This window comes from Pseudomonas huaxiensis (genome assembly GCF_003231275.1).
In the GTDB taxonomy this organism is placed as follows: domain Bacteria; phylum Pseudomonadota; class Gammaproteobacteria; order Pseudomonadales; family Pseudomonadaceae; genus Aquipseudomonas; species Aquipseudomonas huaxiensis.
The window spans coordinates 1-430 of record NZ_QKVL01000179.1; the positions used below are offsets into that span (position 1 = coordinate 1).

The window sequence follows — 430 nt, forward strand, 5'->3', positions numbered from 1 at the left end:
AAAGTGCAATCGTTTCCGCATCAGGCGTTTATTTGGTCGAGTTGACCATCTCGCCCGCTCGTCAATAAACCTGCGGCGGATCGAGGAGAGCCTGTCTACAGCGTGGCAGCGGTTGTCGGATGCAGACGTCGAAAACCTTTCAGCGATATGACAGGGCTCATACCTTTTATTAGATGGACTCCCCTTACTGGCAGGCCGCCGGCTATGGACACGACTTCACTTTTCAGGAGTACGAGCGTATTGCCTACTTCATGCGGCGTAGTCGGGGCAAGGTGGTGCCCAGCATCAATGATCGCCTCGACATGCCCCGGGCGTTCGATAGCTCCCACTTCGAGCAATTGGACGTCCGCTGCAACAATAACAATCTGCGGGAAAGTAAAGCTGAGGTCAGCGGCGAGCTGGTAATCATGAGCTGGGCCCCAGCTTCTTT

The 430-nt window shown here is 54.9% G+C and carries 1 pseudogene; it reads left to right on the forward strand.

The features are described 5' to 3' along the window. Nucleotides 1–61: 61 nt before the first annotated feature. Nucleotides 62–430, forward strand: a pseudogene (locus tag DM374_RS34000) (DNA adenine methylase); the annotation flags it as partial.